Here is a 21,930-nt window from a genome sequence, read left to right on the forward strand (position 1 = left end):
CAAGGGCGGGACGTGGGACGGGATCAATCCCGAGGCCGTGGCGCGGATGCGGCTGCAGAACCGCTTCAAGACCGGGCTCGAGATCTCCAAGTACACCGCCGGCATCATGCGCGAGGACATGGCGGCCTATGACGCCGATCCGGCCAACTACACCCAGTCGCTGGGGTGCTGGCACGGCTTCGTCGCCCAGCAGAAGATGATCTCGGTCAAGAAGCACTTCGGCACCACCAACCGCCGCTACATCTACCTCTCCGGCTGGATGGTCGCGGCGCTGCGTTCGGACTTTGGGCCGCTGCCCGACCAGTCGATGCACGAGAAGACCTCGGTGCCGGCGCTGATCGAAGAGATCTACACCTTCCTGAAGCAGGCCGACGCCCGTGAGCTCGGCATGATCTTCCGCGACCTCGACGCCGCCCGCGCCGCCGGCGACAAGGCGAGGGAAGAAAAGCTGATCGACGCCGTCGACAACTTCCAGACCCACGTGGTGCCGATCATCGCCGACATCGACGCGGGCTTCGGCAATGCGGAAGCCACCTATCTGCTGGCCAAGAAGATGATCGAGGCCGGCGCCTGCGCCCTGCAGATCGAAAACCAGGTTTCCGACGAAAAGCAGTGCGGCCACCAGGACGGTAAGGTCACGGTCCCGCATGAGGACTTCCTCGCCAAGGTGCGCGCCTGCCGCTACGCCTTCCTGGAACTCGGCGTCGACAACGGCATCATCGTCACCCGCACCGACAGCCTGGGCGCGGGCCTGACCAAGCAGATCGCCGTCAGCCACACGCCGGGCGACATCGGCGACCAGTACAACTCCTTCCTCGACTGCGAGGAGATCTCGCCGGCCGATATGAAGAACGGCGACGTGGTGCTGAACCGCGGCGGCAAGCTCCTGCGGCCCAAGCGCCTGCCCTCGAACCTCTTCCAGTTCCGCGAAGGCACCGGCGCCGACCGCTGCGTGCTCGACTGCATCACCTCGCTGCAGAACGGCGCGGACCTGCTGTGGATCGAGACCGAGAAGCCGCACATCGAGCAGATCGCCAGCATGGTCGACCGCATCCGCGAAGTCGTCCCCAACGCCAAGCTCGCCTACAACAACTCGCCGTCCTTCAACTGGACGCTGAACTTCCGCCAGCAGGTGTTCGACGCCTACAAGGCCGCCGGCAAGGACGTCTCGGCCTACGACCGCGAAAAGCTGATGAGCGTCGACTACGACACGACCGATCTGGCGGCGGAAGCCGACGAGCGCATCCGCACCTTCCAGGCCGACAGCGCCAGGCGGGCGGGCATCTTCCACCACCTGATCACGCTGCCGACCTATCACACCGCCGCGCTCTCCACGGACAACTTGGCCAAGGAATACTTCGGCAGCCAGGCGATGTTGGGCTACGTCAAGAACGTCCAGCGCAAGGAGATCCGCGAAGGCATCGCCTGCGTGAAGCACCAGAACATGTCGGGCTCTGACCTGGGCGACGACCACAAGGAATATTTCGCTGGCGAAGCGGCCCTGAAGGCCGGCGGCGTCCACAACACCATGGGTCAGTTCGCTTAAAGGGCCCGACGGCCGCGAACCGACCGCACAAGGACCTTGGCTCCCGCCTCAGGGCGGGGGCCTTTCTTTTTCCTCAAGCCCCGGCATGGTCCCGCCATGGAAATCTCACCCAACCTCTCGGTCGACGACATCCTGCACGCCTTCGTCGAGGGCGAGCTGCTTCCGGAGGCGGGCGTGTCGCCGGCCGCCTTCTGGTCGGCGCTGGAAACGATCCTGGCGGCCTTCACCCCGGCCAACGCGGCCCTGCTGGCGCGACGCGACGAACTGCAGGCGCAGATCGACGCCTGGTGGCGCGCGCGCCGCGGCAAGCCCCTAGACCTGGCCGAGGAGACCGCCTTCCTGCGCCAGATCGGCTACCTTCAGCCGGAGCCCGCGGGCTTCCGGATCGCCACCGAGAATGTCGACCCCGAGATCGCGCGCCTGGCGGGGCCGCAGCTGGTCGTGCCGGTTTCCAACGGCCGCTTCGCGCTGAACGCCGCCAATGCCCGCTGGGGCAGCCTCTATGATGCGCTCTACGGCACCGATGCCCTGGAGCCCCCGACCGGCGCCAAGGGCTATGACCCGGTGCGCGGCGCCAAGGTGGTCGCCTACGCCCGCGCCTTCCTCGACCGCATCGTCCCGCTTGCCAACGGCTCGCACACCGAGGCGAACGCCTATGCGACGGCGGGCGGGCGGCTCGTGGTGAGCCTGCGCGACGGAACCCAGACCGGACTTGCGACGCCGGAGCAGTTCATCGGCTGGCGCGGATCCGCCGAAGCGCCGGAGGGCGTCCTGCTGCGCCACAACAGCCTGCACGTCGAAATCCTGATCGACCGCGAGCACGCCATCGGCAAGGACGACGCGGCCGGCGTCGCCGACGTGCTGGTGGAAGCCGCGCTGACCGCCATCCAGGACTGCGAGGACTCGGTCGCGGCGGTGGACGCCGAGGACAAGACGGGCGTCTATCGCAACTGGCTGGGCCTGATGCGCGGCGACCTTGCCGCCACCTTTGCGAAGGGCGGCCAGACCGAGACCCGCCGCCTGGACGCCGACCGCACCTACCAGGCCGCGGCGGGCGGCGAGCTGACCCTCAACGGCCGCAGCCTGATGCTGGTGCGCAACGTCGGCCACCACATGCTGACCGACATGGTCCGCTACCAGGGCCAGCCGGCCTATGAGACCGCCGTCGACGCCCTGATCACCGTGGCCGCCGCCATCCATGACCTCAAAGGCGCGCGCCGCAACAGCCGCGCCGGCTCGGTCTATGTGGTGAAGCCCAAGATGCACGGGCCCGACGAGGTCGCCCTGGCCGTGCGGCTGTTCGACCTGGTGGAAGAAGGCCTGGGTCTTGAGCGCAACACTGTCAAGATCGGCATCATGGACGAGGAACGGCGCACCAGCGCCAACCTCAAGGCCTGCATCCACGCCGCCCGCGAGCGGGTGGTGTTCATCAACACCGGCTTCCTCGACCGCACCGGCGACGAGATCCACACCGCCATGGAGGCGGGTCCCGTCGTGCGCAAGGAGGCCATCAAAGCCGAGCCCTGGCTGCCGGCCTACGAGAAGCGCAACGTCGAGATCGGTCTGGCCACCGGCTTCCCAGGCCGCGCCCAGATCGGCAAGGGCATGTGGGCCGCGCCTGACCAGATGCACGCCATGCTGGCGGCCAAGATCGGCCATCCGAAGTCCGGGGCGAACACTGCCTGGGTGCCGTCGCCCACCGCCGCGGTGCTGCACGCCCTGCACTATCACGAGGTCGACGTCCCGACCCTGCAGGCGCGGATGATCGTCCAGGCGACGGCGACCGGCCTCGACGACCTGCTGACCCCGCCGCTGGCCAAGTCCAACTGGAACGCCGCCGACGTGCAGCAGGAGCTGGACAACAACTGCCAGGGGATCCTGGGCTATGTGGTCCGTTGGATCGACCAGGGCATCGGCTGCTCCAAGGTCCCCGACATCCACGACGTCGGGCTGATGGAGGACCGCGCGACCCTGCGGATCTCCAGCCAGCACATCGCCAACTGGCTGCTTCACGGCATCTGCACCGAGGCCCAGGTGCGCGAGACCCTGCTGCGGATGGCCAAGGTGGTCGACGCCCAGAACGCCGGCGATCCGGCCTACAGCCCGATGAGCCCCGACCCCGCGGCCAGCGTCGCCTTCCAGGCGGCCACCGACCTGATCTTCGAAGGCCGCGTTCAGCCGAACGGCTACACCGAGCACATCCTCACCCGCCGCCGGCGCGAGCGGAAGGCGGAGCTGGCCAAAGGATAGGTTCCCTTCTCGCTTCGCGGGAGAAGGTGGCCTGCGAAGCAGGTCGGATGAGGGGTTAGCGTCGAACAGGAAAAAGGGCCGCTGGCCCCGCCGAGCGACCCCTCATCCGTCAGCTTTCGGCCGACACCTTCTCCCCACGGAGAAGGACGTCTTAAAGCCCGCCGGCCATCGCCAGCGCCACGCCGCCGTCGACCGCGATAGTGTCGCCGACCACATAGTCGCCGGCCGCGCTGGCCAGATAGATGGCCGCGCAGGCCATGTCCTCGTCCCTGCCGATGCGGCGGGACGGGATGCGCCTGGCGACTTCCTCGCCCTGGTCGCGGGCCACCCGGTTCATCTCCGAGGCGAAGGCGCCGGGCGCGATGGCGGTGACGGCAATGTGGTCGGCGATCAACGTCGCCGCCATGCGGCGGGTCAGATAGATCAGCCCGGCCTTGGAGGCGTGATAGCTGTAGGTCTCCTGCGGATTGAGGCGGATGCCGTCGATCGAGGCGATGTTGATCACCTTGGCGGGCCGTTCGTGGGTCCCGGCCTTCTTCAGCGCGCCGTGCAGGGCCTGGGTCAGGAAGAAGGGCGACTTCAGGTTCAGGTTCAGGACCTTGTCCCAGCCGCTCTCCGGGAACTCGTCGAAGGCTGCGCCCCAGGCGGCGCCGGCGTTATTGACCAGGATATCGAGCTTGTCCTCGTGCTCCAGATAGCGGCCGACGAAGGACTTGATGCCGTCGTTGGTCGACAGGTCCTGCGGCAGGGAAATGCAGTTGGAGCCCAGCTCGGCGGCGGTCTCGTCGCACTGCGCGGGCTTGCGCGAGGTGATGTAGACCTTCGAGGCGCCGGCCTCGAGGAAGCCTCGGGCGATCATCTTGCCGATGCCGCGCGAGCCGCCGGTGACGATGGCCGTCCGGCCCTTCAGAGAGAACATGTCGAGCATCATGGGCGCTTCCCCTTTTATGGATGCGGCCAGCGCCGCTTTTGCCTCGATAAATCCCCTCGCACATTTGACTTGGAAGGGTCCAGCGCGGCCTGTAACAAGCGTTTGAATTTCGGGGCCGCCACCCCATCTGCATGAGCGGCCCGCCAGCCATAGGGATGCCTCCTCATGACCGAGATCAATTCGGTGGCCACGCTGACCCGCGACGGCGACGTCGCGATCATCACGCTCAATTCGCCGCCGGTGAACGCGCTCTCGGCCAAGGTGCGTGAGGGTCTCTTCGAAGGCTTCAAGGCGGCGAACGCCTCGGACGCCAAGGCCATCGTGCTGATCTGCGAAGGCCGCACCTTCATCGCCGGCGCCGACATCAGCGAGTTCGGCGGCGCTATGGCCGGGCCCAGCCTGTTCGAGGTGCAGGACATGATGGAAGGCTCGCCGAAGCCGGTGATCGCCGCCATCCATGGCACGGCCCTGGGCGGCGGCCTGGAGGTCGCACTCTGCGCCCACTACCGCGTCGCGGTTCCGTCGGCCCGCGTCGGTCTGCCGGAAGTGGCGCTCGGCCTTTTGCCCGGCGCCGGCGGCACCCAGCGGCTGCCGCGCATTGTCGGCGTGGAAGCCGCCCTCGACATGGTGACCTCCGGCCGCCACGTCCCGGCCAAGCAGGCGCTAGGCATGGGCCTGGTCGACGAGCTCGTCGAGGAGGGCAAGCTCAAAGAAGGCGCGCTCGCTTTCGCCCGCAAAGCGGTGGCGGAGAACAAGCCCCTGGTGAAGGTCCGCGATAACAATACCAAGCTCGAAGCGGCCAAAGGCCAACCCGAAATCTTCGCCGATTTCCGCAAGGCCAATGCGCGCAAGTTCCGCGGCTTCATCGCGCCGGAGAACAACATCAAGGCGGTCGAGGCCGCGGTGAATTCCGCCAGCTTCGACGAAGGCCTGAAGGCCGAGCGCCAGCTGTTCGGCGAGCTGATGATGGGCGCCCAGTCGGCGGCCCAGCGCTACTATTTCTTCGCCGAGCGGCAGGCGAACAAGATCCCCGACGTGCCGGACGACACCCCGGTCCGCCCGATCAAGCAAGTTGGGATTCTCGGCGCCGGCACCATGGGCGGCGGCATCGCCATGAACTTCCTGAACGCCGGCATCCCGGTGACCATCGTCGAGGTGCAGGAAGCCGCCCTGGAGCGTGGCCTCTCCACGATCCGCAAGAACTACGAGCGCTCCCGCACCGCCAAGCCCGAGGAGACCGAGGCGCGGATGGCGCTGCTGTCCGGCTCTCTCGATTTCGACAAGCTCGCCGATTGCGACCTGATCGTTGAAGCCGTCTTCGAGCGGATGGACATCAAGAAGGACATCTTCGCCCGCCTCGACAAGGTGGCCAAACCCGGCGCCATCCTGGCCTCCAACACCAGTTACCTCGATATCGACGAGATCGCCTCGGTGACCGGCCGGCCGCAGGACGTCATCGGCCTGCACTTCTTCTCGCCGGCCAACGTCATGAAGCTGCTGGAAGTCATCCGCGGCGAGAAGACCGCCAAGGACGTCATCGCCACCTCGATGAAGCTGGCCAAGCAGATCGGCAAGATCGCCGTCCTGGCCGGCGTCTGCCCCGGCTTCATCGGCAACCGCATGCTCTCCCAGCGCCAGCGCGAGGCGCAAAAGCTGGTGATGGAAGGGGCCATGCCCTGGGACATCGACCGGGTGCTCTACGACTTCGGCTTCCCCATGGGCCCCTTCGCCATGAGCGATCTGGCCGGCCTGGACATCGGCTGGGTGAAGGAGAACTCCAAGGGCGAGACCATCCGCGACGTGCTTTGCGAAGCCGACCGCCGCGGCCAGAAGACCGGCGCCGGCTACTACGACTACGACGAAAACCGCAACGCCAAGCCGAGCCCCGTCACCGAGAAGATCATCAACGACTTCATCGTCAAGACCGGCGCCAATCCGCGCAAGATCAGCGATGAGGAGATCCTCGAGCGCTGCGTCTATCCGATGATCAACGAGGGCGCGAAGATTCTTGAAGAGGGCAAGGCGATCCGCGCCTCCGACGTCGATGTGGTCTGGGTCAACGGCTATGGCTGGCCGGTCTACCGCGGCGGCCCGATGCATTATGGCGACCAGGTCGGCGCCGACAAGGTGCTGGCCAAGATGAAGGAATTCCAGGCCACCATGGGCGACGCGTTCAAGCCCTCCGCCCTCCTGGAAAAGCTGGTCGCCGAGGGCAAGAAGTTCTCCGACATCAAGGCCTGACTATTTGAATACCGCTCATCCCGGCGAAGGCCGGGACCCAGATGGAATGACTCAGATGTGGGCTCGATGGGCTCGGTTGAAATCCGATCCACTTCGGCGTTTCGCGATCTGGGTCCCGGCCTTCGCCGGGATGAGCGGAATAGAGATCGAACCTAACCCAAGGACCCGAACCCATGCGTGAAGCCATCATCGTCGCCGCCCGTCGGACCCCCATCGGCAAGGCCTACCGCGGCGCGTTCAACAACACCTACGGCGCGACGCTGGGCGCCCACGCTATCTCCGCCGCCGTCGAGCAGGCCGGCATCGACCCGGGCGAGATCGATGACATCGCCATGGGCTGCGCCTTGCAGCAGGGGACCACGGGCAACAACATCGCCCGCCAGGCGGCCCTGCGCGCCGGTCTGCCCAACACCGTCTCGGGCATGACCATCGACCGCCAGTGCTCCTCCGGCCTGATGGGTGTGGCCACCGCGGCCAAGTACATCATCGCCGACGGCGCGCCGATCGCCATGGGCGCCGGCATCGAGTCGATCAGCCTCGTGCAGAACGGCCACATCAATGGCTTCATGGCCGTCGATCCGTGGCTGAAGGAGAACGTGCCGGAACTCGGCACCTCGATGATCGAGACCGCCGAGGTGGTGGCCGAGCGCTACGGCGTCAGCCGCGAGTATCAGGACGAATACGCCTTGCAGTCGCAGCAGCGCACCGCCCAGGCCCAGTCGGAAGGCCGCTTCGACCGCGAGATCGCGCCGATGACCACGATCATGAAGGTGCTGGTCAACAAGGAGACCGGCGAGACCGCCGACAAGGAGATCACCATCTCCGCCGACGAGGGCAACCGCCCGCAGACCACCATCGAGGACCTGAAGAAGCTGCAGCCGGTGTTCAAGGGCGGCCGCTATGTCAAGGAAGGCAAGTTCGTCACCGCCGGCAACGCCTCGCAGCTGTCGGACGGCGCGGCGGCTGTGCTGATGATGGAACGCAAGGAAGCCGAGAAGCGCGGCTTGGAGGCGCTGGGCGCCTATCGCGGCATGGCGGTCGCCGGCTGCGGTCCGGAAGAAATGGGCATCGGCCCGGTGTTCGCGATCCCGAAGCTTCTGGAGCGCAACGGCCTGAAGATCGATGACATCGACATTTGGGAATTGAACGAAGCGTTCGCGTCCCAGGCGCTCTATTGCCGCGACAAGCTGGGCATCGACCCGGCGAAGTACAACGTCTCCGGCGGCTCGATCTCCATCGGCCACCCCTACGGCATGACCGGCGCCCGCTGCACGGCGCACCTGCTGTACGAAGGCAAGCGCCGCGGCGCCAAGCTGGGCGTCGTCACCATGTGCATCGGCGGCGGCATGGGCGCGGCAGGTCTGTTCGAGATATTCTGAATCGAAAGCGATCCGGCCACAAAGAAAGGGCCGCCCGCGAGGGCGGCCCTTTTGACTTGGGCGAAGCTGCTAGCGGCTGGCGAGCCGCGACGCCAGCTGGGCCTGCCGCTCCATCAGTTGGTTCGTCGCTTTTTCGACGATCTCCCGCCGACAGCTCTGCGAGTGGCTGCCGATCGGATAGCTCGACCGGGCGACGCAGTAGTTCTCCGCCGCCATTTGGATCCGATCGTGGGCGGTCCTCAGGTCCGACGGACGGGCCAGATCCAGATCGCCGATGTGAACCCGAACGACGCCATCTTCGGCCCGGACGGACCCCGCGGTCAGAACCGCTACGATGGCCAAACCAATGCACTTGATAGTCATGACAGTCTCCTTGGATTTGGGTGGCATCAGCGCCGCCCGGCGAGGACGATCTCGTCAGGCGACCGGGCCGCGTAGGCGGTGTTGAGCCGCGGCGATCCGATCGAGGCGACGCTGGTTTGCAGCGCGGTGTCGCGACAGGCGCGATAGGCCTGCTCGGCCTTGAGCTCACGGCGACCTTCGCGCTGGCCTTCGCAGACTGTGCTCGCCGCTCTCGTGAGCCGCGCCAGCAACTTCTGCGCATCGGCCTGGCGGTGAAGGTCGAGATCCGCGTAGGACACGACCATCCGCGCCGGCGGATCGCTGAAGTCGGCAGCTGGCGCTGCGAACGCGATCGCCGAGGTCGAGAGCATCAGGGCGGCCAGGACGGTCGCCGGATAGAACTTGGTCATAGCTGTGTTCTCCGTTCTGAGGCCAACCGTGACTGGCTGCGTGCGATCGCAATTTGCGATAGCAATGCTCTCTGAGAGTCGGGGCGGCTTTCGCCACGACGGCTCAAAATGTCGGAGCCAGGTTCGAATGGGCCTAAGTTCCTGTTTTCACGACCCCATTGGCCGCACCCCCAGCAAACGACCCCGGTCGCCGATGAAACATGGCCGGCTGCCGATGGGCTGCCGATGAAGCGCCGATGAACGCCGATATTCCGCCGAGACCGATCGATCTGGCGCGCGAGACGGCCTTTCGGCTGGGCGTGGCCGAGGTGCGGCCGGCGACTCGGGAGGTGGTCTGGGCGAACCAGCGCGAGGTGCTCGAACCTCGCGTCATGCAGGTGCTGGTCGTGCTGGCCCGCCAGCCTGGTGAGGTTGTCTCCCGCGACGGCCTTACCCTGCTCTGCTGGGGCGGCCGCGTGGTGGGCGACGACGCCATCAATCGATGCATCGGCCAACTGCGGCGGCTCAGCGAGCGCGTCGGCGGTTTCGAGGTCGAGACGATCACCCGCGTCGGCTACCGCTTGACCGAGCCCGCCGGCCCTCGCCGCGCACCTCGCCTCCGGCCCGGCCTCGTGGCGCTGGCGCTGGTCCTGGCGGTCCTCGCCCTAGCCGGTGCGCTGGTCTGGCGGATGGGACCCTGGCGAACGGCGGCGCCGGAAGAACCGCGCATCGCCATTCAGCCCGTGACCCTGCTTGGCGGCGACGCACGGCTGAAAGAGTTGGCCGCCGTTCTCTCCGATGACATCGCCGGCGTACTCAATCAGACCCACGTCGGCGCCATGCCGGTCGGAACGGGCGGGCCGAGGGCCGATATCCTCGTGGGCGCCGCCATGGCCCTGGAGGGCGACCAACTTCGGGTTCGCGCCTATCTGCTCGACGCGCGCAGCGGCTACATTCTCTGGTCTGAAAGCTTCGCCGGATCGGTCGAGGCCGCCGCCGTCGTGCGCGACGAGGTCGCCGGCGCAGTCACCGAAGCCGCATCCATCGCCCTCGAACCCTACCAGCAGAAGGGCCTCCAACTCGATCCCCAGACACTCGCCCTCTACGTGAAAGGCACCTGGGCTTTCACCGAGCCGGACGCATTGCGGGGGGAGGAAGCCTCCCAGGCCTACCGCGCCGCCGTCGCACGGAACCCGAAATTCGTCGCCGCGCGATCGATGCTGGCGCTGCTGGAGGCGCTGCCCGCGACCCAGGAACCGAAGGGACCCGCCCGGACCGAGGCGATCGCGCGTGTCCGGGGCGAAGCCCTTAAGGCCATCGCCGATGACGCTCGTGCGGCCGGGGGCGCATTCGAGGCGCTCTCCCGCCTGGATCGGTATGCCGCGCCAACCGATCTCGTGCGGCTGGAGGACGAGCTCCTGGCGGGAGCCGCCAAGGCGCCGCTCGCGCCCTTCTTGCATGTGCGGGAGTGCGAGCTGCTGGTCGAGGTCGGCCGGGCGCGGGATGCGATAACCTATTGCCAGCGGGCGATCGCCCTTCGACCTCTGGGGACGCCGTTCCATCCGCCCTACGCGCACGCGCTTTACGTCGATGGTGACCTCGACCTTGCGCGCGACGAGTTGGCGACCGCGCTACGGTTCCATCCCGACAGTCTCAATGCGCGGACCCGGCGCGCGGAGATGGCGCTGTTCAGCGAGGATCCGGACGAGGCGCTCCGTCGCATCCGGGACGACAAGCTGCGCCCGCAGGACTGGCAAGCCGACCACGTTGCCTTGGCGGAGCTGTTTCTCCGGGCGCGCCGGACTCACGATCCGGTCGATGCGCACCGGTTCCTGGATGAGGCTCGGCGGATGATGAAGGCCGGCCGCCTTCCGCCGCGATATCTCGTGCTCTGCGCCGCCACTCTGGGCGACCTGGACGCCGCGTTCGAGATTCTCACCACGCCCGGGCTGGATTTCGAGCCTGATGGCTTCCTCTTCGAGCCCGAAGCGGCGGCGCTCCGCCGTGACCGCCGGTTCTGGACCGTGGCGCAGTCCATGGGATTGGTCAGCTATTGGCGAACCCGCAACGTCTGGCCGGAGTTCTGTTCGGAGCCGACGCTTCCCTACGATTGCCGCGTGGAGGCGGCGCGTCTCGTGGCCTCCCCCTCAGCGGTGACGGTAAAACCGGGCGCGCGATCCTAGAATCCCTTGTCGATCTCGGCGAAGGTCATGCCCTTAGTCTCCCGCGCCCGCCAGGCGGCGAAGGCGCCGATGGCGCCGGAGATCAGCATGTAGACCGCGATCGGCGTGGCCGAATGGTAGGTCTTGAACAGCGCCAGCGCGACGATGGGCGCCAGGGATCCGGCAAAGATCGAGGTCGCCTGATAGGCCAGCGACGCGCCGGAATAGCGGAAACGCGTGGGGAACAGCTCGGCGATGAAGGCCGCCTGCGGGGCGTACATGGCGCCGTGCAGGATCAGGCCGATGATCACCGCGGCGAGCACGATGGGCGTCGCCCCGGTGTCCAGCATGCGGAAGAAGGCGAACCCGAACAGCGCCATCCCCGCCGAGCCCAGGAAGAGGATCGGCCGTCGTCCTATCCTGTCGGAGAGCCAGGCGAAGACCGGGATCAGGCAAACCTCCACCGCCGCGCCGGCCAGGAGCGCATTCAACGCCATGCCACGGCTCAAGTGCACGACCTCGGTGATGTAGGTGATCGAGAAGGCGGTGATGACGTAGTAGGTGGTGTTCTCGCCGATCCGCAGGCCCATGCCGATGCCGATGCCGCCCGGCCGGCGCTTGATCGCCTCCAGGACCGGCGCCGCCTCGACGCCCTTGTCGGCGATGGCCTTCTCGAAGACCGGGCTTTCGGCCAGCGTCGAGCGCACCCAATAGCCGATCACGATCAGCACCGCCGACAGCAGGAACGGCACCCGCCAGCCCCAGGCCAGGAAGTCGTGGTCGCTCTGCACCGCCGACATGATCGCCAGCACCGCGGCGGCCAGCAGGTTGCCTGCCGGCACGCCCGCCTGTGGCCAACCGGCCCAGAAGCCGCGGTTCTTGGCGTCGCCGAACTCGCAAACCATCAGCACCGCGCCGCCCCATTCGCCGCCGACAGCGAAGCCCTGGACGAGCCGTAGCAGGACGAGCCCGAGCGGTGCGAAGAGGCCGATCTGCAGGAAGATCGGCAGAAGCCCGATCAGGAAGGTTGAGCCGCCCATCATGACCAGGCTGAGCATCAGGAGCTGCTTGCGCCCGATGCGGTCGCCGAAATGGCCGAACACCAGCCCGCCAAGCGGCCGCGCCACGAACCCCAGCGCATAGGTGGTGAAGGCCAGCATGGTCCCGGTCAGGGGGTCGGCCTTCGGGAAGAACAGCTTGCCGAACACCAGCGCCGAGGCGGTGCCGTAGAGGAAGAAATCGTACCACTCGATGGTGGTGCCGATCATGCTGGCCAGGATGACTTTGCGCAGGCCTGAGGGGCTCGCCGGGACTGGCGCGGCGGAAATCGTACTCAAGCTCTCGCCCTCCCGAAGCAGCCCGCTCTGGCGGCGGGTTTGGAGGGCGCAGATGACCGCGAACGGCCGGCGCTTACAAGAGCGCTCCTAGGCGAAGTCCTTGGCCAGTTCGGCGCGCGTGGCGGGCGTCAGGCCGGCGAGGTGGCTGTAGCCCTCGTGGCCGCAGCCGATCAGGATCTGGGTGGCCGGATCGCGGAAACGGGCGATATGGTCGGCGGTCAGCGGGAAGCGCAGGAAATGGACCGACGAGGTCTTGCCATCCTCCCGCGTGCGCTCGACATCGCCCTCGGGCGCTCCGCGCGCCTTCTCGTCGCCGACCTGGATGAAGAAGGTGTCCTCGACGCCACCGAGGCGGGCGAGCGTCTGCTCGCGGCGCACCTCGTCGACGATCTCGAACATCACCGTGGCGACCAGCTCGGCGCCCTGAGGGATCAGCGGATTGTAGGCGGCCAGTTCGTCGGGGACCTGCTCGGCGCCGCCCTTTTCGGTGAGCAGCATCTCCTGCACCTGGAACAGCATGGTGTCGTAACTTTCGAAAATCAAAGTGCAGATCGGCCCGAGCGCGACGCGGCGCAGGCGCTTGACCGGCAGCAGAGCGGCGCGGCGCTCGCGGCGTTCCTTGGCGTAGTCCGCGTCAGGGATCAGGTCGGCGGGGGTGATCTGGCGGGCGCTGGCGGGCACGGGTCTGGCTTTCTCAGAACGCGCCGTAGGCGCGGGCGAAGATCTCGATGGGATGGGCCTGGCGCGGGGCGGCGTGGGCCTCGGGCTGGGTCTCGGCGCTGAGCAGTTGGCCCAGGTGCTTGCAGGCCAGCGGGCAGTCCGAGCACAGCGTCTCGGTCCCCTTGCTCGCCACCTGGCGGGCCGTGGGCCGACCCACCTTGTTGGCGACCTGGTGGGTGGCCTTCATCACCCCGAAGGTGCCGCCGTGGCCGGAGCAGCGCTCCACCAGCTCCACGCGGGTGTCGGGGATCAGGCGCAGCATCTCGGCGGACTTCGCGCCCATGTTCTGGGCCCGGGCGTGGCAGGCGTGGTGCAGGGTGATCCCGCCTTCGACCGGCGTCAGCCCCTCGGTCAGGCCATGGGCCTTCTGCAGCTCGACGACATATTCGCAGATGTCCCTGGTGGCCGCCGACAGGGCCACGACCTCCTTGTTCTCAGGCTCGATCAGCGGCCACTCGAACTTCATCATCAGGCCGCAGGAGGCAGTCAGCGCCACGACGTCGTAGCCCTCGGTGATGTAGGGCGCGAAGACCTTCGACACCCGCTCCGCGCGCCCGGCCACGTCCTTCAGGTCGCCGCCTTCCAGTTGCGGCATGCCGCAGCATTCCGGATAGACCAGCGTCACCTCGCAGCCCTGGAGCGCCAGCACGCGGGCGGCGGCGACCGCAGTGTCCGGCTCGTTGTAGTCGACGAAGCAGGTCGCATAGAGCGCGACCTTGCGCTGGCCGAAGGCCGGGCCGTCCGGGTTCGGCGCCAGCGGGCCCTTCAGCCGGTCGGTGGCGGTCTTCGAATGATAGGTCGGCAGCTCGGCCTCGGCGTCGATCTGGGCGATCGCTTCCAGGAGCTTGCGCAGCGGCGTGTTCTTGCGCGCGCTCATGGCGTTGACGACGCCGGCGAAGGGCTTGGCGAGCTTGCCATTACGGTCGGTCTTGCCCAGCTGGTCGCGGACGAACTCGCGGTGGCCGGCTTTCCGCTTGGCCGCCCGGTAGCGCAGGATCAGGTGCGGGATGTCGATGTCGAAGGGGTGCGGCGGGACATAGGGGCACTTCGTCAGGAAGCACATGTCGCAGAGCGTGCAGGCCTCATCGACCTTGGCGTAGTCAGCCTTCGCCACGCTATCCAGCTCGCCGGTCTTGCTCTCGTCGATCAGGTCGAACAGCCGCGGGAAGCTGTCGCACAGATTGAAGCAGCGGCGGCATGTGTGACAGACGTCGAACTGCCGCTCCATCTCCGCCTCGACCTTGGCGAGGTCATAGTAGGCCTCGTCCTGCCAGGCGATCGGATGCCGGAACGGCGCGTCGAGGCTACCCTCGCGCGGCGGACCTGCCGAGCTGTTCACGTCGTCACTCACCGGTCACCGCCCGAAGATTCCCGTCATCCCGGATCGGCCTTGTCAGGCCGTCCGGGATGACGAGCTTTGTTGAGAAGAAGATCAGTCCAGCGTGTCGAGGGCGCGCTGGAAGCGGCCGGCGTGGGACTTCTCGGCCTTGGCCAGGGTCTCGAACCAGTCGGCGATCTCGTCGAAGTTCTCTTCGCGCGCGGTGCGCGCCATGCCCGGATACATGTCGGTGTATTCGTGGGTTTCGCCGGCGATGGCGGCCTTCAGGTTCAGTGAGGTGCCGCCGATCGGCAGGCCCGTGGCGGGGTCGCCGACGGCTTCCATGAACTCCAGGTGGCCGTGGGCGTGGCCGGTCTCGCCTTCCGCCGTCGAGCGGAACACGGCGGCGACGTCGTTGTAGCCTTCCACGTCGGCCTTTTGCGCGAAGTAGAGGTAGCGGCGGTTCGCCTGGCTCTCGCCCGCGAAGGCGGCCTTGAGGTTGTCGAGGGTCTTGCTGCTGGCGAGGCTCATCGTCGTCTCCCTGTGTTGGCGGTCCGCCGGCCGGCGCCGGCGGCGAGGTGCTTCCAATGGCTCACTATCGCCTTCGAGGACAATAGAGCTAATCGTTTATTTCTATTGATAAGATAGATGAGATCTATTCGGAACCTCGGACCGAGACCTGCGGTTACGCCCTCCAGAGGCAGAGGAGCGTGGCCATGACCGACAAGTCGAAAATCCAGGGCGAGGGCAACTACGACGCCGCGCGAAAATTCGACAAGGAAGAGCGCGCCTTCGTGAAGAAGGGCGGCATCGAACAGAAGGCCAAGGATGCCGAGGCCGCGCTCGAAGGCCCGGAAGGCGCAGACCTGGAGAAGGCGCGCAAGGAAGCCGACGAACGCGGCCACATGGACGAACGCTAGCCGCAGTTTTTCCGGCGGCGGCCGAACGGAGGCTTGCCGCCGGCCCATGGCCGACCCTTAGCTTGCGCCAACCAACGCCAGGCAAGAGGGAAACGCCATGTCCATCGACTTCGAGATCCCGCCGGACGCCAAGGCCGTGCGCGAGCGCGTGCGCCAATGGGTGCACGACGAATGCATCCCTGCCGAGACGCGGGTGACAGACAAGGACAGCTACAAGACTGTACTGGCCGAGCTGCGCGGCAAGGCCCGTGCCCAGGGCCTGTGGCTGCCGTTCGTGCCCAAGGAGCACGGCGGCATGGGCCTGGGCCCGCTGGCCAATGCGCTGGTTCAGATGGAGCTCGGCGAGAGCCATCTGGGCGCTCTGTCCATGAACAGCCAGGGGCCGGATGACGCCACCATCCTGACCCTGCTGGCGCACGGCACCGACTACCAGAAGGAGAAATTCCTCAAGCCGCTGCTGAACGGCGAAAAGCGCGTCTGCTACTCGATGACCGAAAAGGCCTCCGGCGCCGACGCCACCGGCATGCAGACCCGCGCGGTCAAGGACGGCAACGAGAACTACATCCTGAACGGCGAGAAGTGGTTCTCCTCGGCCGCCAGCGCCGCGGACCTGGCCCTGGTCATGGCCATGACCGATCCCGACGCCCCGCGTCACCAGCGCTATTCCACCTTCATCGTCGAGCTGCCGGACCCCGGCTACAAGATCAAGCGCGACATCCCGACCATGGCCCTCGAGGGTCCGCTCAGCCACATCATGGGCGGCGGCCACGCCGAGATCGAGATCAACGATCTGAAGGTGCCGGCGGAGAACCTGCTGGGCGGCGAGGGCAACGGCTTCAACATGGGCCAGCATCGCCTGGCCTATGGCCGCCTGCGCCACGGCATGCACAACGTCGCGCTGGCGCAACGCGCGCTGGACATGGCCGCGGCCCGGATCACCGACCGCAAGACCTTCGGCTCGCTGCTCTCCGACCGCCAGGCCGTCCAGTTCATGATGGCCGAGTGCGCGACCCAACTCTACATCTCGCGCCTGATGTTGCTGCACATCGCCTACAAGGCGGAGAAGGGCCTGGACCTTCGGCAGGAGAACTCCATCGCCAAGGTCTATCTGGCGCACATGGTCCACCACGTGGTCGACACCGCCATCCAGCTGCACGGCGCACTGGGCTACAGCCGCGATACCCCGCTCGCCGCCTGGTACACCCACATCCGCTCGCAGCGGCTGGTGGACGGACCCGATGAGGTCCACCGCTGGACCGTCGGCCGCAACGTCATCAAGGCCTTTCAGAAGGACGGCACGACCGCGGCCGCAGCCGGTGGCGATCTGCTCTAGGGCGCGCGGCGCCCTCGCGAGAACGTGTGGGGCGCCCGGTGTTCTGAGGACGTAGGCTTCGGTCCGCTCAGTTCCAGCGTGTATCCAAACCGGCGATGCGGGGCCGTACGCATGTGGGCCGCCGATCGCCTCATCAGGAGATGCGGCATGGCTTCCGAAACCCTCGAACCCCTCGCGCCGCCTCGGGCGGCCCCGGACCCGGACAAGCTCAACGACTTCATGGGCAAGATGGTCGGCGACATGGGCGCGGCGATCTCCGGCGCCCTGGTTGTGCTGGGCGACCGCCTGGGCCTCTACAAAGCCCTGGCCGAGCGGGGACCTTCGACCTCCGCCGAGTTGGCCGAAGCCGCCGGCATAAAGGAGCGCTACGCCCGCGAATGGCTGGCCGCCCAGGCGGCGTCGGAATATGTGACCTATGACGCCAAGAGCGGTCGCTTCTTCATGTCGCCGGAGCAGGCGACCGTCTTCGCCGACGAAGAGAGCCCGGCCTTCATGGCCGGCGGCTATGAGATCATCGCGGCGATGTTCAAGGACGAGCCCAAGCTCTCCAAGGCGTTCAAGGCTGGCGCCGGTTTCGGCTGGCATGAGCACGATGTCTGCCTGTTCCGAGGGACCGAGCGGTTCTTCCGGCCCGGCTACAACGCCAATCTGGTCAGCAACTGGATTCCGGCCCTGGACGGCGTGGCCGAGAAGCTGGCCATGGGCGCGAGGGTCGCCGACGTTGGCTGCGGCCACGGCGCCTCAACCATCCTGATGGCCAAGGCCTATCCGAAGTCGCGCTTCATCGGCTTCGACTACCACGGCCCGTCGATCGAGCGCGCGCAGGCTCTGGCGGCCGAAGCCGGGGTGGCCGGACGGACGGACTTCCAGACCGCGGCCGCTGACAGCTATCCCGGCGAAGGCTATGACCTTGTCTGCATCTTCGACGCCCTGCACGACATGGGCGACCCGGTCGGCGCGGCGCGGCATATCCGCAAGACCCTTAAGCCCGACGGGACGTGGCTGCTCGTCGAACCGTTCGCGCACGACGACATGGCCGACAACCTCAACCCGGTGGGCCGGCTCTTCTATTCGGCCTCGACCATGCTGTGCACCCCGGCGTCGCTCAGTCAGGACGTGGGCCTGGGTCTGGGCGCCCAAGCGGGAGAGGCCAGGCTGCGGGCGGTCACGGCGGAAGCCGGCTTCACCCGCTTCCGCCGCGCCACGGAGACGCCGTTCAATCTGATCTTCGAGGTCCGGCCGTAAGGCCCAGGCCGCCTGGCGATCTGTTCCGGACAGCAGAAAGGGTCGCCCGGAGGGGAGCGGCCCTTTCGCCTCATCGAGACCTATGGGGGGAGGAGCGCTCTTGGGCGGCCTTAGCCGGCCTTGAACTCGGCCTCGATGGTGAGGGTGACCTTGTCGCTGATCGCCGGGACGTAGGACTTGATGCCGAAGTCCGAGCGAACGATCTCGGCGGTTCCGGCGAAGCCCAGCGAGTACTTCTTGTCGAGCGGATTGACGCCGCCCTGGTTGAACACTGCGTGGACCACGACGGGCTTGGTGACGCCGTGCAGCGTCAGGTCGCCGGCGATGTCGGCGGTCTTCTCGCCGGTCGGGGTGACCTTGCTGGCCTTGAAGGTCGCGGTCGGGAAGGTCGCGACATCCAGGAAGTCCTTCGACTTGACGTGGGTGTCGAGCGCCGCATTCAGGGTGCCCAGGGAATTGGCGTCGACGGTGACGTCCAGCGCCGTGGCGCCGACCGCCTTCGGGTCGACCTTCAGCGTCCCGTCCACGTGGCCGAACTGGCCAATATAGGTCGAGAAGCCGAAGTGGGTCACCGACCAGGTGATCTTGCTGTGGTTAGGATCGAGTTTGTAGGTCCCGGCCTGAACGGCGGCGGGCGAGGTGGTGAGCTGCGCCTGGGCGGCGCCGGCGGCGGAGAACGCCAGCACGGCCGCGGCGAAGGCGGCGGATTTGTAGAGATTGCGCACGATACGGGCCTTCCGGTTGGATGGACGAATGACGGGTGCGCCATCGGGTTCCGACCGCGCAGCGCTGAGGTAACGCTGGGTCACTCGAATGATAATCGACCGGATCGGCCCAAGACTATTTCCGAAACGGAAATTCTAGAGTCAGCGAGTCTGCATCTTGGCGATGTAGTCGCGCACCAGGGCCAGGCCCTCGTCGTGCACCACCGAGCGGCCCAGCTCCGGCATCATCACGCCCGGATCGGTGGAGGCCATGCGGTAGGCGGTGATCGACGCATCCGGATGCCCGGGGACCAGGTCGGTCTCCAGGTCGCCGGAGCCCTTGCCCGCCGCCACTGGCCGCTTGCCGATCCCGAACTTCGCCGGCCGCGCCTCTTCCAGGTTGAGGAACAGGCCGGTGTTGGAGGCCTCGCCGCGCGGGTTGTGGCAGTGGCCGCAGTTGCCGTCGAGGTAGGCCCGGGCGCGGGCGTCCAGCGGCTCGGCGGGGTTGTCCCAGACGGCGGTGCGCGGCGCCTTGTCCGGCGTCGGCGCGCCGGTGAGCAGGCCGGTCTGCGTCCAGTGGGCGAGCTGGTTCTCTGTTCCTTCCGGATAGGCGAAGTCGCCGTTCAGGTTGCGCGCCTTGACGCCGATCGGGGCGATGCGGCCGGAGAGCGAGTGGCACTCCTTGCACTGGTTCTGGTTGGGCACGTGATAGTCGACCTGGCGGCTCTGGCCGTGGGTGTCGATGAAGTTGACGTCGAGCCGCGCGCCGGCTCGCTTCAGCCGCGCCTCGGTGCGTTCGTTGTTCCAGACATAGGTCAGCGCCACCCAGCCGGAGCGGCGATGGATCAGCAAACGGGTCTCGATCAGGCGGACCTTCTCACCGGGCCGGCGCAGGTCGGCCGGATAGGCGAAGGTCTTCACCAGGGTCGCGCCCACCGGCAGCTCCAGCGCGCCGGTCGGCCGATAGGCGGCGTGGGTTCCGGGCGGCAGGTAGAGCAGGCGGGCCTTCTCGGCGTAGTCGCTGAACAGCGGTGTGTTCAGCGCATAGGGCGTCAGGCCAGCGTTCGGATGGTCGACGCCCTCGCCGACGAACAGGCGATAGGCGCTGAGCGTCGGGGCCGGCGTCGCGGACATCAGCGCGCCCAGCGCCACGCCAACCTCCGGCGCGGGCGCGGCGCCCAGGCAGAGCACCGCCGCAAGCGCGGCGAGCAGGGTCCTCATAGGGCGGCTTGCGCCTTGGGCAGCACGACCGCCTTCGGCTCGGCGATGGCGCCGTCGTCGATGGTCGGCGTCACCTGCGGCTTGGCGCTGAAGACGTTGCCCGGCGCGGCGAAGTGCAGGTTGGCCACCGGCCCGTCGGTGAGGTGGACATGCACCGCCACCGGTGCGGTCATGCCCTTGGGCGTGAAGTTGGTGACCCCGTCCCAGACCACCGGCGGGATCGTCCCGCCCATCGCCTTGGCGATGATATCGCCGCCGGGGAACAGCGGCGCCCAGCCGTTCTTGCCGATCCGGTTGTCGCGCACGACGATGTCGCGCGGCAACGGGTTGTAGGTCAGGTCGTCGTAGTTCTGGGTGTAGCTGACGATCATCACCGCGGCGGTCTGGTTCTGGTCGATCTCGTTGTCGAAGACATGGATGTCGCGGTTGGCCATCACCATGACCCCGGTGCCGGTGGGCACGTCGCCGACGATCGCGCCCTTCCTGGCGAAGTTCTTGGTGTCGTTCTGGACCACGCGGTTGTGGAAGACCCGCGTCGAGCGGCCGCCCATCTGCGGCAGGTTCGGCAGGTCGAAGACCAGGATGCCGCCCGCGTTGTGGGCCGAAAGATTGTCATGCACGTCGGCGTTCATTGAGTTCTCGATCTCGATGCCGGCCACGTTGAACTGGGCCTCGCTGTTGCGGACGATGATGTTCTTCGACTGCCCGACATAGATGCCGGCGTCCGACGCGCCCTTCACCACCACGCCGTCGATCAGCACATTGGTCGAGGCCACCGGATAGACGCCGTAGGCGCCATTGGTCGACTTGGGCCCCGCGGTCCACTCGACGCGCAGGTTCTTGAAGGTGATCTGGTCCACGCCCTTGGACTTGATCCCGTCGCCCTTGCAGTTCTCGACGCCCAGGTCGCGGATCGTCACGCGGTTGGAGGTGACCAGGAAGCCCTCGCCGGAGCTCTTCTGGCCGTCGAAGGAGAGGATCGTCGCCGCGGGTCCCGCGCCCTTCACCGTCACCCCGGCCACGTCCAGCGATAGGCCGTCGGTCAGCTCATAGCGGCCGGCGGCGATCATCACCGTGTCGCCGGGCTTGGCGTCCAGCAGGGCGGTCTGGATCTTCTCCTGGGCGTCGCCGCCTGGGGTGACGGTCAGAACCTTGGCCTCAGCCTGGCCGACCAGCAGCGCGGCTGCCGCTGTGGTGATCAGCAAACCCTTCATGCGGGGCTCCTCCGAAATCCGGCAACGTGACGCGCCGTTCAACTTCGTATGGACCGCTCCCGCAGCGGCAATCAATGGCCAGCTTGGGGCGCTTCGTCGCGGAAGTTGCGGAAGGTGATCGAGTACCGGTGGGCTTTCACCGGCGGAATCGAATGCTCCCAGGCGGTGCGCGCCTCGCCGGTGATGCCGTAGATCGAGCGGGGTTCGAGCTGGACCGCGGTGCGTTCGAAGCTGTCCCCCACCGCGTGGCGGAGGCGGAAGTTGCAAGGGCTGAGCAGGGAGATGCCCACCACCTTCTCGAACATCGGCCGGTCGCGGTGCCAGCCGATCGGCGCGCCGGGCAGGTACTCGTTCAACAGGCACTGTTGCAGGTCCTCCGCCTCCAGCCCGACGAAAGCCGCGGCGCGCTCGCGCACGGCCAACAGCTCGGCCGGCATATCGTCGGCGCGGGTCAGGTGGCTGCGGGTGAAATCGTACTTCCAGCCGAAGGAGACCACGCGGCGCTTGCCCTCATAGCCGCGGAACTGGAACGCCTCGAAGGGCAGGGTCGCGAGCCAGCCGGCGAGTTCGGCCTCCTCCTGCGCCGACAGGAACTCGGGCTGGTGGGAGAAGCCTGCGGGCAGCTTCGGCTGTGGCTTGAGATCGAACAGGGTCGGTTGAAGGGCGGCGGACATGGCT

General features: G+C 67.2%; 19 protein-coding genes. 8 read left to right on the plus strand and 11 right to left on the minus strand.

Features of this window, described 5'->3' with window-relative positions; all coding sequences use genetic code 11:
* Nucleotides 1-1,546 (plus strand): isocitrate lyase (locus VHS75_RS01810; protein WP_329636892.1); only part of this gene is annotated, 1,546 nt, incomplete at its 5' end.
* A gap of 96 nt (nucleotides 1,547-1,642) precedes the next feature.
* Nucleotides 1,643-3,796 carry a malate synthase G gene (locus VHS75_RS01815; RefSeq protein ID WP_329636893.1) on the plus strand — a complete coding sequence of 718 codons (2,154 nt, stop codon included), beginning with the start codon at nucleotides 1,643-1,645 and terminating at the stop codon, nucleotides 3,794-3,796.
* Between the two features lie 151 nt (nucleotides 3,797-3,947).
* Here the strand turns inward: VHS75_RS01815 and VHS75_RS01820 are convergent, their stop codons facing one another.
* A complete protein-coding gene (locus VHS75_RS01820) occupies nucleotides 3,948-4,727 on the minus strand; it encodes an SDR family oxidoreductase (RefSeq protein WP_329636894.1) in 780 nt (259 codons plus the stop codon).
* 165 nt (nucleotides 4,728-4,892) lie between these two features.
* Between VHS75_RS01820 and VHS75_RS01825 the strand changes: the two genes are divergently transcribed.
* Nucleotides 4,893-6,968 (plus strand): 3-hydroxyacyl-CoA dehydrogenase NAD-binding domain-containing protein, encoded by a 2,076-nt coding sequence (locus tag VHS75_RS01825; protein ID WP_329636895.1) that lies wholly within the window; start codon nucleotides 4,893-4,895, stop codon nucleotides 6,966-6,968.
* Between the two features lie 173 nt (nucleotides 6,969-7,141).
* Complete coding sequence (locus VHS75_RS01830) at nucleotides 7,142-8,347, plus strand: acetyl-CoA C-acyltransferase (RefSeq protein WP_329636896.1); 1,206 nt, start codon at nucleotides 7,142-7,144, stop codon at nucleotides 8,345-8,347.
* A gap of 69 nt (nucleotides 8,348-8,416) precedes the next feature.
* Here the strand turns inward: VHS75_RS01830 and VHS75_RS01835 are convergent, their stop codons facing one another.
* Nucleotides 8,417-8,710 (minus strand): UrcA family protein, encoded by a 294-nt coding sequence (locus tag VHS75_RS01835; RefSeq protein ID WP_329636897.1) that lies wholly within the window; start codon nucleotides 8,708-8,710, stop codon nucleotides 8,417-8,419.
* 26 nt (nucleotides 8,711-8,736) lie between these two features.
* Nucleotides 8,737-9,099 (minus strand): UrcA family protein, encoded by a 363-nt coding sequence (locus VHS75_RS01840; RefSeq protein WP_329636898.1) that lies wholly within the window; start codon nucleotides 9,097-9,099, stop codon nucleotides 8,737-8,739.
* Nucleotides 9,100-9,398: 299 nt separating this feature from the next.
* Between VHS75_RS01840 and VHS75_RS01845 the strand changes: the two genes are divergently transcribed.
* Nucleotides 9,399-11,261: a winged helix-turn-helix domain-containing protein gene (locus VHS75_RS01845; RefSeq protein ID WP_329636899.1), complete on the plus strand. Its 1,863-nt coding sequence runs from the start codon at nucleotides 9,399-9,401 to the stop codon at nucleotides 11,259-11,261.
* On the opposite strand, the gene VHS75_RS01850 is transcribed toward VHS75_RS01845, so the two are convergent.
* From VHS75_RS01850 to VHS75_RS01865, 4 genes are all read right to left on the minus strand, one after another.
* Nucleotides 11,258-12,577 (minus strand): MFS transporter, encoded by a 1,320-nt coding sequence (locus VHS75_RS01850; protein WP_329636900.1) that lies wholly within the window; start codon nucleotides 12,575-12,577, stop codon nucleotides 11,258-11,260. The genes VHS75_RS01845 and VHS75_RS01850 overlap by 4 nt on opposite strands.
* Nucleotides 12,578-12,664: 87 nt before the next feature.
* Complete coding sequence (locus VHS75_RS01855; RefSeq protein ID WP_329636901.1) at nucleotides 12,665-13,258, minus strand: DUF3501 family protein; 594 nt, start codon at nucleotides 13,256-13,258, stop codon at nucleotides 12,665-12,667.
* Between the two features lie 13 nt (nucleotides 13,259-13,271).
* Nucleotides 13,272-14,648 carry a heterodisulfide reductase-related iron-sulfur binding cluster gene (locus VHS75_RS01860; RefSeq protein ID WP_329636902.1) on the minus strand — a complete coding sequence of 459 codons (1,377 nt, stop codon included), beginning with the start codon at nucleotides 14,646-14,648 and terminating at the stop codon, nucleotides 13,272-13,274.
* 81 nt (nucleotides 14,649-14,729) lie between these two features.
* Entirely contained in the window at nucleotides 14,730-15,146 is a 417-nt protein-coding gene (locus VHS75_RS01865) for a rubrerythrin family protein (protein WP_325557272.1), read from the minus strand.
* 185 nt (nucleotides 15,147-15,331) lie between these two features.
* Between VHS75_RS01865 and VHS75_RS01870 the strand changes: the two genes are divergently transcribed.
* From VHS75_RS01870 to VHS75_RS01880, 3 genes are all read left to right on the plus strand, one after another.
* Nucleotides 15,332-15,535, plus strand: a complete 204-nt coding sequence (locus VHS75_RS01870) for a hypothetical protein (RefSeq protein ID WP_329636903.1) — start codon at nucleotides 15,332-15,334, stop codon at nucleotides 15,533-15,535.
* 97 nt (nucleotides 15,536-15,632) lie between these two features.
* Nucleotides 15,633-16,868, plus strand: coding sequence for an acyl-CoA dehydrogenase family protein (locus VHS75_RS01875; protein WP_329636904.1), 1,236 nt, complete (start codon nucleotides 15,633-15,635; stop codon nucleotides 16,866-16,868).
* Between the two features lie 147 nt (nucleotides 16,869-17,015).
* Nucleotides 17,016-18,113, plus strand: coding sequence for a class I SAM-dependent methyltransferase (locus VHS75_RS01880; RefSeq protein ID WP_329636905.1), 1,098 nt, complete (start codon nucleotides 17,016-17,018; stop codon nucleotides 18,111-18,113).
* Between the two features lie 110 nt (nucleotides 18,114-18,223).
* Here the strand turns inward: VHS75_RS01880 and VHS75_RS01885 are convergent, their stop codons facing one another.
* The 4 genes from VHS75_RS01885 to VHS75_RS01900 form a co-directional block, all read right to left on the minus strand.
* The gene (locus VHS75_RS01885) at nucleotides 18,224-18,838 is read right to left on the minus strand and encodes a YceI family protein (RefSeq protein ID WP_329636906.1); all 615 of its coding nucleotides are present in this window, start codon (nucleotides 18,836-18,838) and stop codon (nucleotides 18,224-18,226) included.
* Nucleotides 18,839-18,979: 141 nt separating this feature from the next.
* A complete protein-coding gene (locus VHS75_RS01890) occupies nucleotides 18,980-20,038 on the minus strand; it encodes an SO2930 family diheme c-type cytochrome (protein ID WP_329636907.1) in 1,059 nt (352 codons plus the stop codon).
* Nucleotides 20,035-21,252, minus strand: coding sequence for a parallel beta-helix domain-containing protein (locus VHS75_RS01895; protein ID WP_329636908.1), 1,218 nt, complete (start codon nucleotides 21,250-21,252; stop codon nucleotides 20,035-20,037). Before VHS75_RS01895 ends, VHS75_RS01890 begins: the two co-directional genes overlap by 4 nt.
* Nucleotides 21,253-21,323: 71 nt before the next feature.
* Nucleotides 21,324-21,926, minus strand: a complete 603-nt coding sequence (locus tag VHS75_RS01900) for an alpha-ketoglutarate-dependent dioxygenase AlkB (RefSeq protein WP_329636909.1) — start codon at nucleotides 21,924-21,926, stop codon at nucleotides 21,324-21,326.
* Nucleotides 21,927-21,930: the final 4 nt, after the last annotated feature.

This window comes from Phenylobacterium sp., from assembly GCF_036264965.1.
Lineage (GTDB): Bacteria > Pseudomonadota > Alphaproteobacteria > Caulobacterales > Caulobacteraceae > Phenylobacterium.

What these genes read in the sequence shown, in the direction of transcription:
- VHS75_RS01900 (WP_329636909.1), bottom strand. Translation starts at nt 21,926, where the DNA reads ATGTCCGCCGCCCTTCAACCGACCCTGTTCGATCTCAAGCCACAGCCG.
- VHS75_RS01870 (WP_329636903.1), top strand. Translation starts at nt 15,332, where the DNA reads ATGACCGACAAGTCGAAAATCCAGGGCGAGGGCAACTACGACGCCGCG.
- VHS75_RS01865 (WP_325557272.1), bottom strand. Translation starts at nt 15,146, where the DNA reads ATGAGCCTCGCCAGCAGCAAGACCCTCGACAACCTCAAGGCCGCCTTC.
- VHS75_RS01825 (WP_329636895.1), top strand. Translation starts at nt 4,893, where the DNA reads ATGACCGAGATCAATTCGGTGGCCACGCTGACCCGCGACGGCGACGTC.
- VHS75_RS01895 (WP_329636908.1), bottom strand. Translation starts at nt 21,252, where the DNA reads ATGAAGGGTTTGCTGATCACCACAGCGGCAGCCGCGCTGCTGGTCGGC.
- VHS75_RS01815 (WP_329636893.1), top strand. Translation starts at nt 1,643, where the DNA reads ATGGAAATCTCACCCAACCTCTCGGTCGACGACATCCTGCACGCCTTC.
- VHS75_RS01875 (WP_329636904.1), top strand. Translation starts at nt 15,633, where the DNA reads ATGTCCATCGACTTCGAGATCCCGCCGGACGCCAAGGCCGTGCGCGAG.
- VHS75_RS01890 (WP_329636907.1), bottom strand. Translation starts at nt 20,038, where the DNA reads ATGAGGACCCTGCTCGCCGCGCTTGCGGCGGTGCTCTGCCTGGGCGCC.
- VHS75_RS01880 (WP_329636905.1), top strand. Translation starts at nt 17,016, where the DNA reads ATGGCTTCCGAAACCCTCGAACCCCTCGCGCCGCCTCGGGCGGCCCCG.
- VHS75_RS01835 (WP_329636897.1), bottom strand. Translation starts at nt 8,710, where the DNA reads ATGACTATCAAGTGCATTGGTTTGGCCATCGTAGCGGTTCTGACCGCG.
- VHS75_RS01820 (WP_329636894.1), bottom strand. Translation starts at nt 4,727, where the DNA reads ATGATGCTCGACATGTTCTCTCTGAAGGGCCGGACGGCCATCGTCACC.
- VHS75_RS01830 (WP_329636896.1), top strand. Translation starts at nt 7,142, where the DNA reads ATGCGTGAAGCCATCATCGTCGCCGCCCGTCGGACCCCCATCGGCAAG.
- VHS75_RS01840 (WP_329636898.1), bottom strand. Translation starts at nt 9,099, where the DNA reads ATGACCAAGTTCTATCCGGCGACCGTCCTGGCCGCCCTGATGCTCTCG.